Genomic DNA, 10600 nt, shown 5'->3' on the forward strand with positions numbered 1-10600 from the left:
CGCGCCCGGTCGGGTACGGCCGGCGCCGCCGGTGCGGCGGGCCTCCGGCGGAGGTCCGGCCGCACCGGCGGACCCCGGCGGCGGCACGGGCCCCGCCGGGACCGGGCGGTCAGCCCCCGACGGAGGTCAGGAAGTCGTCGATCAGCGCGGCCCATTCGGCCGGCCGCTCCGCGGCGATGGCGTGGCCGCAGTCGAGGGTCGCGAGCCGGGCACCCGGGATCCCCTCGGCGAGTTCGCGGGAGTGAACGGGAGTGGTGAGGAGGTCCCCCGAGGGCGAGACGACGAGGACGGGCACCGTGATCCGGGACAGATCGGCCCGGACGTCGATCCCGTCGAAGAGCGCGAGCTGCGCGTCGGTACCCGGCGGCATGCCCGCGGCGAACAGCTCCAGCTGCTCGTCGACCTCCGCCTCGGAGCGGGCGTCGAGCCAGCGGGTGCCGCCGACGAGCAGCGAGAGGTAGGAGGCCAGGACCCGGCCGTCGCCGCCCGGGGCGCCCAGCGCGCGCCAGGTGTCGACCGCCAGCTTGAGACGGGCGTTCCGCCGGGCGAAACCGGCCGAGAGGACCAGCGCGGAAACCCGTTCGGGATGGCGCACGGCGGCCCGTACGGCCACGGCCGACCCCATGGAGAATCCGGATATCGCAAATGAATGCACTCCGGATTGCACGGCGCTTTCCACAATGTGGTCCGACAGCATGTCGAGCGTCAGCGGAACGTCCGGGAGGGGGTTTTCACCGGAGCCCGGATAATCGGGCCCGATCACGGTCCTGCGGGCCGCGAGATTTTCGATGACGGGACCGTAGCTGTCCTCGATGTCACTGCCCGCTCCGTGCGCAAGCAGCAGCCCAGGACCGCTTCCGCGCACGATGACGGATTTCCGGGAAGGAGGTGTGGAGGTCATGACGGAGATGTTAGCGAGCACCTACGGGAATTCTTGACCCGATATTGCGCGAATCACATGTTCCCCGGTACGACTACTTGAACGAGTAGTCCGCGCCCACTCATACGAGTAGTGGTGTACTCGATTGCGGGAAACGTAGGCTCCTGATCATCGGACGGCGAAAAACATCCGGCTGTCCGAATTAGCGAAGGAAGGCCGATGCCCGCTACACGCCAGCTCCCTCTGTCCGCCTATCAGCAGGACATCTGGATCGCCGAGTCCACCGCGCCGGGTGACCCCCAGTTCAACGTGGTCCTGCACGAGCGGTTGGCCGGCGAGGTCGACGCGGACCGCTTGCAGGAGGCCCTGGAAGCCGCTCTGCGCTCCCACGACGCGTTCTCGCTGCGCTTCGACGAACAGGCGGGGACCCCCTTCCAGTGGGCCGCCTCGGCCGGCGGCGAGGAGGCGGCCGAACCCTGGGTCGCGTACGTCGACCTGTCCGGCGAGAGCGACCCCGCGGCGGCCTGCGCGGCCTGGCGCGAGCTCTCCCTCACCCGCCCCTTCACCCTGCGGCGTTCGCGACTGTTCACGGCCGCGGTGCTGCGGGAGAGTGCCTCGGTCGTCCATGTGCACCTCAACGCGCACCACCTGATCGCCGACGCCTGGGCGCTCAACCGGGTCGCCCTCGACCTCTGGGAGCGCTACGCCGCCCTGACCGGCGGCGCGGCTCCCGCGGCGGGATCCGCCTCCTGCGCGTCCACCGGCTCGACCGCCTCCCTCGTCGAGGCCGAGGCCGCCTACCGGACCTCCGCCGCCTTCGAGGAGGACCGGGCCCACTTCCGCGAGGCGCTGGCGGGCGTCCGGCCCGCCCTGTTCACCCGCGCCACCGTGGCGCCCGTCGGAGGGCAGCGCCGGGACCGGCACACCTTCACCGTCGACGCCGGGCTGGTCCGCCGCATCCGGGGCGCCGGCGGCTCCCCGTTCGCCTACCTCGCGGCCGCCTTCGCCGCCTACTTCAGCCGGGTGCACCGCGCCGAGGAGTTCGTCCTCGGCGTCCCCCTGCGCAACCGCCGCACGGACGCCGAGCTCGGGACCGTCGGCCAGCTCGCCAACAACCTGCCGCTGCGCCTGGCGGTCGGCCCGCAGACCACCCTGCCCGAGCTGGCCGCCGCCGCCCGGCGCGGCACGGACGCGCTGCGCGGCCACGAGCGGCTGTCCCTCGGCGACGTGCTGCGCGACCTGCCGGCCGTCGGCGCCGGCTCCCGCCGCCTGTTCGACGTCACCCTGTCCTACCTGCGCCACCCCCGCCCGGCCCCGCTTCCCGGTGCGCAGCTGGACTCCGTCGTCCTGGCACCCGTCCACCACCAGGACGCCCTGGCGGTGATGGTCCACGCCTTCGAGGACGACGCCGAGCTGCGGGTCGACCTCGACTACGCCGTGGACGTGTTCGACGAGGACCTGCCCGTCACCGCGGTCGCGGGACACCTGCTGCGGCTGCTGGCCGCCGGTCTGGCCGAGCCCGGCCGCCCCGCGGTGACCCTTCCCCTCCTCGACGAGGCCGAGTCCAAGGAGCTCACCGAGCTGTGGCAGGGGCCCGACACCCCGTACGCCCACGACCGGACGGTCCACTCCCTGATCGCCGAGCAGGCCGCCCGGACCCCCGGACGCACCGCCGTCACCGGCGCCGACGGCGCCCGGCTGACCTACGCGGACCTCGACGCCCGCTCCAACCAGGTGGCGCACGCCCTGCGCGGGCACGGCGTGGGCACCGGGGACCGGGTGGCCGTCCTGATGGACCGCTCACCGCTGCTGATCACGGCCCTGCTCGGCGTCCTGAAGGCCGGCGCCGCCTACGTCCCCGTCGATCCGGGCTACCCGGCCGAGCGGATCGCCTTCCTGCTCCAGGACAGCCGCGCCAAGGCGGTCCTCGCCGACGACGCCGGCCGGGCCGGTGACCTGGCGGTGCCGGTGCTGGCCACCGCGGAGCTGCTGACCGGTCCGGACGGGCCGGTGGCGGAGCAGGCCGGGCCCCACGACCTCGCCTACGTGATCTACACCTCGGGCTCCACCGGCCGCCCCAAGGGCGTCATGGTCGAGCACCACTCGGTGGTCAACCGACTGGCCTGGATGCAGAACGCCTACCCGGTCGGCGAGGACGACGTCCTGCTCCAGAAGACGCCGATCTCCTTCGACGTCTCCGTCTGGGAGCTCTTCTGGTGGGCGATCGAGGGCGCCGGCCTGGCCCTGCTGCCCGTGGGCGGCCAGCGCGACCCGCGCGGCATCCTGCGCACGATCGCCGAACAGCGCGTCACCACGCTGCACTTCGTCCCCTCGATGCTCGGCCCGTTCCTGGACCTGCTGGAGGACGCGCCGGAGCTGCGCGACGAGGCCCGCTCCCTGCGCCGGGTGTTCTGCAGCGGCGAGGCCCTGCCCGCCGCGCGCGTGGAACAGTTCAACCGGGTCTTCGCCGGCCGCGGCGCTGACGCGCCCCGCCTGGTGAACCTGTACGGGCCGACCGAGGCCACCGTCGACGTCTCGTACCACGACTGCCCCGCCGGCGAGGGCCCGGTCCGCCGGGTCCCCATCGGCCGCCCCATCGACAACACCCGGCTGTACGTGCTGGACGCGCACGGCGGGCTCCAGCCCGCCGGCGTCCCCGGGGAGCTGTGCATCGGCGGCGTCGGCGTGGCCCGCGGCTACCTGGAGCGGCCCGAGCTGACCGCGGAGAAGTTCACCGAGGACCCCTTCGTCCCCGGCGGGCGGCTCTACCGCACCGGCGACCTGGCCCGCTGGCTGGCCGACGGCACCCTGGAGTACCTCGGCCGCATCGACGGACAGGTCAAGATCCGGGGCAACCGGGTGGAGCTGGGCGAGGTCCAGAACCGGCTCGCCTCCCTGCCCGGCGTGCGCGACGCCGTGGTGGTCGACCACCTGTCCGACGGCCGGGGCACCGTCCTGGTCGGCTACTACGTGGCCGACTCCGACCCCGGCGCGGCGCACCTGCGCGCCGCACTGGCGGCGGTCCTGCCCGAGTTCATGGTCCCGGCGCACTTCATCCGGATCGACGCGGTCCCCCTCACCCCCAACGGCAAGGCCGACCGCCGCGCGCTTCCCGCGCCCGCGGCGGACTCCGGCTCCGGGTACACGGCCCCGCGCGACGCCACCGAGGAGGCCCTCGCCGCGATCTGGGCGGAGGTGCTGGAGGCCGACCGGGTCGGCGTCCACGACGACTACTTCGCCCTGGGCGGGGACTCCATCACGATGCTGCGCATCCGCTCGCGGGCGGAGCGGGCCGGCATCCTGTTCTCCCTCACCGACCTGGTGCAGCAGCCGACCGTCGCCCGATTGGCGGCCCTGGCGACCGCGGGCGGCGCCTCCACGGCACCCGACGCGGAACTCCCGCCGTTCGCCCTGGTGTCGGGCGTCGACCGGGCCCGCCTGGAGGGACGGGCCGACGCTTACCCGCTGACCCGCCTCCAGCTCGGGCTGCTCTACCACAGCCGGGCCGAGCAGGACTCGGCCGTCTACCGGGACGTCTTCCAGTACAGCGTGACGGCCTCGTGGGACGAGGAGGGCTTCCGCCGCGCCTTCGAGCGGCTGGTCGCACGCCACCCCGTGCTGCGCTCCTCCTTCGACCTGGGCTCCTTCTCCGAGCCGCTGCAGATCGTGGACCACGAGGTGGCCGGCGGGTTCGACGCCGTGGACCTGCGCGGCCGGGAGGAGGCCGCCGCCCTGGCCGAGATCGGCGCCCACGTCGAGGAACGCCGCCACCACCGCTACGTGTTCGAGCGGGCGCCGCTGTACCACCTGCGCGCCTACGTCCGCCCGGACACCCTGGAGCTGGTGCTGAGCTTCCACCACGCCCTCCTCGACGGCGGCAGCGTCGCCACCCTGGTCGCCGAGCTGCTCCAGGACTACCTGCACGGGCTGGGCCACCCCGTCGGGGCGGTCGCCGAGACCGCCCTGCCGTCGGCCGCGCACCACGTACGGGCCGAACGCGAGGCCCTGGAGTCGGAGCGGACCCGCGCCTTCTGGCGGGAGCGGCTGCGGGACGCGCCGCTGCTGCGGCTGGAGCCCTTCCGCGGCCACGAGGCCCCCGGTCCGGACACGCAGATCACCCGGATCGTGGACCTCCCGGCCGGCCTCACCTCACAGGTGAACCGGTTCGCCCGGGAGCGGGCCCTGCCCGTGAAGTCGGTGCTGTTCGCGGCGCACTGCCTGACCCTGGGGCTGTTCTCCGGCTCCGAGGACATCACCACCGGCCTGGTCACCCACGGGCGGCCCGAGCTGGAGGGCGGCGACCGCGTCACGGGCCTCTTCCTCAACACCATGCCCGTACGGCTGGGCATCGCCGCCGACAGCTGGGCGGACGTGGTCCGGGCGGCGTTCCGGCAGGAGCAGCAGAGCCACGCCCACCGCCGGTACCCGCTGAGCGCCATCCAGGAGGACCGGGGCGCCGCCGTCCTGGACACCGCCTTCAACTACATCCACTTCCGGCAGCTGGCCGGGGTGTTCACCCTGCCCGGGGTCCGGCTGCTGGACTTCCGGACCTGGGAGGAGACCAACTTCCAGCTGCTCGTCAACGCCATGACCGACCCGGTGGACGGCTCCGTACGCCTGCGGCTGGACCACCACGGGCAGACCTTCACCCCGGCCCAGGCCGACCTGTACGCCGAGCGGTTCACCGCGGTCCTCGACCGGCTCGTCCACCACCCCGACGAGGTTCCGGACTTCGGCTTCCTGGCCCCCTCGGCGCAGTCCGCGCCGGCGGGGCGGACCGGGGCCGACGGCCCGCCGGACGTCGTACGGGCCGTGGCGGCGCAGGTCGCGCGGACCCCCGACGCCACGGCGCTGGTCTTCGGCGACCGCCGCTGGAGCTACGCCGAACTGGACCGGGCCGCCGACCGCGTGGCCCGCGAGCTGCTCGCCATCGGCTCCCGCCCGGGCGACCGGATCGGCATCGCCATGGACCGCTCCCCGGAGACCGTCGCCGTGATCCTCGGCGTCATGCGGGCCGGCGCCGCGACGGTGCCCCTGGACGTCACGTACCCGGCGGACCGGCTGGCCTCGATGATCAGGCAGGCCCGGCCCTTCCGGGTCGTCGCGGGCGCCGCGCACCGCTCGACCGTGGGCGTCCCGGGGCTCGTCCTCCCCGCCGAGGACCTGTTCGGCGAGGAGGACGGGCGGCCGCACCTGCCGCGCATCCCGGCGGAGGTGACCGGGGACATCACGCCCGACTCGATCGCCTACGTCCTGTTCACCTCCGGCTCCACCGGTGCGCCCAAGGGCGTGGCGATGCCGCACCGCTCGCTGGGCCAGCTGGTCGCCTGGCAGAACTCCGTCCCCAGCGGGGTGGCCGGCGGGGTCACCGCCCAGTACGCGCCGCTGAGCTTCGACGTCTCCTTCCAGGAGATCTTCTCCACCCTCGCGGGCGGCGGCACCCTGCTGCTGCTCTCCGAGGACGAGCGCCGCGACATGCCCGCCCTCCTGCGGCTGCTCGACCGGACCGGGGTGGAGCGCCTGTACCTGCCGTACGTCGCACTCCAGCAGCTCGCCGAGGCCTCGGACGCGCTCGGCCTGGTCCCGCGCTCGCTGCGGGCCCTGCTCTCCTCCGGCGAACAGCTGCGCGTCACCGGCGAGATACGCCGGCTGTGCGCGGCCCTGCCGGGGGTGCTGCTGGAGAACCAGTACGGGCCGACCGAGTCGCACGTGGTGACCACGTACACGATGACCGGCGATCCGGCCGCCTTCCCGGCGCTGCCGCCGATCGGGCGGGCCGTCACGGGCTCGGCGGTGCTCGTCCTGGACTCCCGGATGCGTCCGGTCCCGGCCGGGGTGCGCGGCGAGCTGTACCTGGCGGGCGCCTGCCTGGCGGAGGGCTACGTGGGCCGCCAGGACCTGACCGACGAAAGGTTTCTCCCGCACCCGTCCCCCGAGGCCGCGGCGGCGGGGGAGCTCGTCTACCGCACGGGCGACCTCGGCTTCGTCCTGCCGGACGGGAACGTGGTGTGCCTGGGCCGGGCCGACGCCCAGGTGAAGGTGCGCGGCTACCGGGTGGAGCCGGCCGAGGTGGAGCTGGCCATCACCCGCTTCGCCGCCGGGCACCCCGGGATCGCGGAGGCCGCCGTCGTGGCCCGCCGCCGGGAGGGCGGCGACTCCTTCCTCGCGGCCTTCCTGACCGGGGACCCGGACGGCGCCGACCCGGCGCTGCTGCGCAAGCAGCTGCGGACCGTGCTGCCCGAGTACATGATGCCCTCGCACATCGAGTGGGTGGCGGCGCTGCCGCTGACCCCGAGCGGCAAGCGGGACGACGCGGCCCTGCGGGCGCTCCCGCTGTCCGCCGCGGCCGGCGCGGACACCGCGGCCGCGCCGCGCGACGCGTACGAGCAGACCCTCGCGGAGCTCGTCGGCGACCTGCTCCAGCTGACCGGGCTGGGGGTGCACGACAACATCTTCGACCTCGGGGCGACCTCGCTCACCGCGATGCGCCTGGTGGTCCAGATCGAGCAGCGCTACGGGATCAGCGTCCCGCTGTCCGAGTTCGTGTCGGCGCCGACCGTGGCCGAGCTGGCGCGGCGGCTGCGCTCGGGCGGGGCGACGACGGCCTTCGACCCGCTGGTGCCGATCCGCCCGGCCGGGTCGAAGCGCCCGGTGTTCTTCGTCCACCCGATGGGCGGCAACGTGCTCTGCTACGTGCGCTTCGCCAAGTACCTGGAGGAGGACCAGCCGTTCTACGCCCTCCAGGCCGCGGGCGGCGATCCGGGCACCGAGCCGCTGCGCAGCGTGGAGGAGATCGCGGCGAGCTACGTCGAGGCCATGCGCCGGGTGCAGCCGAGCGGTCCGTACGTGGTCGGCGGCTGGTCGTTCGGCGGGTTCGTGGCCTTCGAGATCGCCCGTCAGCTGCGGGCCGCGGGCGAGGAGGTCGCCAGGCTCGTGCTCCTGGACACCACCGCCCTCAACCCGGGCCGGCGGCTGACCACGGGCGACGAGGCGCTGCTGGGCTGGTTCTTCTGGGAGCTGCTGTGGCTGCGGCGCGGCGGGGACTCCCCGCTGGAGCTGATCCCGGCCGAACTGACGACGCTGGACGAGAAGTTCGATTTCATCGCCAAACTGGCGAGCGACGAGGGCGTGCTGCCCGCGGGGAGCGGCGGGGCCGTGGTGCGGCGCCTCTTCCACGTGTACGAGGCCAATTGGAAGGCGGCGTTCGCCTACCGGCCCGAGGTCGTCGACCAGGACATGGTCCTCATCCACGCCTCCGAGCCGCTGCCGGAGGTCCTCAACTCCATGCACACCGCGATCGAGAGCATGCACGCCGACCCCAGCAACGGCTGGCGGGAGCGCACCAGCGGCAGGCTCGACGTCGTGGACGTACCGGGCGACCACCTGACGATCATGGAGGAGCCGCACGTGGCCCACATGGTCCGGGTCGTCACCGAACTGATCGGACAGTGAGATGACGAAGCAGACAGACCGCAGGAAGGCCCTGGTCCTCGGGGCGGGCATCGGCGGCCTCACCGCCGCGATCGCGCTGCGCGAGGCGGGCCTGGACGTCGAGGTCCACGAGCGGGCGGGCGAGCTGCGGGCCGCGGGCTCGGGCCTGTCCGTGATGAGCAACGCCGTCGGCGCGCTGGACTCGCTGGGCGTGGGCATCGACCTGGAGAAGCGCGGCGAGGCCCTGCGCTCGTACCACGTGAAGACGGCCTCGGGCCGGCTGATCCGGGAGTTCCCCTTCCCGGAGATCATCGGCCGGCTGGGGGTGCCGAGCGTCCTGATCACCCGGGCCGACCTCCAGCAGTCGCTGCTGGAGGCCGCGCAGGGCATTCCGATCCGGCTCGGCGCGGCCGCCACCGGCTTCGAGTCCGAGGGGCTGCCGGGCGGCGGGGTGCGGGTCGCCTTCGACGACGGCAGCACCGCCGAGGGCGACGTGCTGATCGGGGCCGACGGCTTCCACTCGGTGGTGCGCAGGCAGCTGGTGGGCCCGGAGGACTCGCAGGACAGCGGCTACATCTGCTGGCTGGCGGTCGTGCCGTTCTCCCACCCCCGGTTCACCCCGGGTTCGGTCACCCACTTCTGGGGCAGTGGCAAGCGCTTCGGCCTCGTCGACATGGGAGCCGGGCGGCTGTACTGGTGGGGGACGAAGAACATGCCCGCCGAGCTCTCCCGGGACTGGAAGGGCGGCAAGGCGGAGATCCTGCACAGCTACGACGGCTGGGCCGACGAGGTGCGGCAGGCGATCCTCGCCACCCCCGAGGAGTCGATCATCGCGGTGCCCTCCCGGGACCGCGCCTTCCTCGAGCGGTGGGGCCGGGGCCCGGTGACCCTGCTGGGCGATGCCGCGCACCCGATGCTGACCAGCCTCGGCCAGGGGTCGGGCATGGCCATCGAGGACGCGGTGGTCCTCGGCCGGGCCCTGCGCGGTGCGAGCGACCTGCCGCGCGCGCTGCGCCGGTACGAGGACGAGCGCCGCGAGCGGACCCGGGGCATGGTCGCCGCCTCGCGCGGCATCAGCACCTTCGAGCAGTCCGAGGACCCGTTCCGGCGGCCGGTGCGGGACGCCTACTTCCGGTTCATGCCGGAACGCCGGCTCACCCGCACGCTGGAGGACGCCCTCACCTTCCCGGCGGTGGCCGGATGACCGCCGCCGGATCCCTCGGCTCCGCCGGTTCCGCCGAGGCCCCGGGGTCCCCCGGATCTCCGGGTTCCCCCGATTCCCCCGATTCCCCGAGGAGGAAGTTCGTGCCGTCCGTCCCGCAGCGTCCCGCCCTGTCCCCGCGCGGCCGGTCCGTGCTGGTCACCGGGGCCTCCTCGGGCCTCGGCCGGGTCTGCGCCCTCCGGCTGGCCGACGCGGGCTTCCGGGTCTTCGCCGGGGTCCGCAGGGAGGCCGACGGGGCCGCGCTCGCCGGGGCCGGCGGCGGGTCCGGCCGGATCGTGCCCGTACGGGTCGACGTGACCGACGAGAAGTCGGTGGCCGCGGCCGCCGAACGGGTCGCGGCCGAGACCGGGGACGCGGGCCTGTGGGGGCTCGTGAACAACGCCGGGATCTGCGTGTCGGCGCCGCTGGAGTGCGTCTCGCCGGAGCGGCTGCGCGCGCAGCTGGACACCAACGTGGTGGGGCAGCTGGCCGTCACCCAGGCGTTCCTGCCGCTGCTGCGGCGCACCCGCGGCCGGGTGGTCAACGTGACCTCGGGCCTGGGCAGCGTGGCGATCCCCTTCCTCGGGGCGTACGCGGCGGCCCAGTTCGCCAAGGAGGCGCTGACCGACGTGCTGCGCCGCGAGCTGGCCCCGCAGGGGGTGGACGTCGCCCTCGTGCAGCCGGGCGCCATCATGACGCCGATCTGGGGCAAGGTCTCCGAGGTGGCGCGGGACGCGATGGACGGGGTCCCCGGACCGGTGGCCGAGTTGTACCGGATTCCCTTCGGCCGGTTCCTGCACCAGAACGAGAGGCAGGCGCGGGAGAGCACCACCCGGCCGGAGGACTTCGCGGAGACGGTGCGGGTGGCCCTCACGGCCCGGCGGCCCAGGACCCGCTACCGGGTCGGGGCGGACGCCCGGAAGGTGAGCGTGCTCGCCCGGGTGCTGCCCGACGCGGCGCTCGACCGGTACCTGCGGCCGATCACCGAGTAGAACCCGCCAGTCGGCGGGCCCGCCGGGGAGGGGCGACCGACGCTATCGAGCCAGTTTGCGGCTGATAGTGGTGAGTTGTCGAGCAATATGGCCATC

The 10600-nt window shown here is 74.0% G+C and carries 4 protein-coding genes; 3 read left to right on the forward strand and 1 reads right to left on the reverse strand.

Features of this window, described 5'->3' with window-relative positions; genetic code table 11:
* Positions 1-109 precede the first annotated feature (109 nt).
* On the reverse strand, positions 110-901 hold the full coding sequence (locus AB0469_RS23450) for an alpha/beta hydrolase (RefSeq protein ID WP_366453380.1): 792 nt from the start codon (positions 899-901) through the stop codon (positions 110-112).
* Positions 902-1099: 198 nt separating this feature from the next.
* On the opposite strand from AB0469_RS23450, the gene AB0469_RS23455 reads away from it, so the two are divergent.
* The 3 genes from AB0469_RS23455 to AB0469_RS23465 all read left to right on the forward strand — a co-directional run bounded on the left by AB0469_RS23455 (position 1100) and on the right by AB0469_RS23465 (position 10504).
* The gene (locus tag AB0469_RS23455; protein WP_366453381.1) at positions 1100-8332 is read left to right on the forward strand and encodes an amino acid adenylation domain-containing protein; all 7233 of its coding nucleotides are present in this window, start codon (positions 1100-1102) and stop codon (positions 8330-8332) included.
* 1 nt (position 8333) lies between these two features.
* Positions 8334-9515, forward strand: coding sequence for an NAD(P)/FAD-dependent oxidoreductase (locus tag AB0469_RS23460; RefSeq protein WP_366453382.1), 1182 nt, complete (start codon positions 8334-8336; stop codon positions 9513-9515).
* Between the two features lie 101 nt (positions 9516-9616).
* Positions 9617-10504 carry an SDR family NAD(P)-dependent oxidoreductase gene (locus tag AB0469_RS23465; protein WP_366453383.1) on the forward strand — a complete coding sequence of 296 codons (888 nt, stop codon included), beginning with the start codon at positions 9617-9619 and terminating at the stop codon, positions 10502-10504.
* Positions 10505-10600: the final 96 nt, after the last annotated feature.

The sequence above is a fragment of the Streptomyces sp. NPDC093801 genome (assembly GCF_040701585.1).
GTDB lineage: Bacteria > Actinomycetota > Actinomycetes > Streptomycetales > Streptomycetaceae > Streptomyces.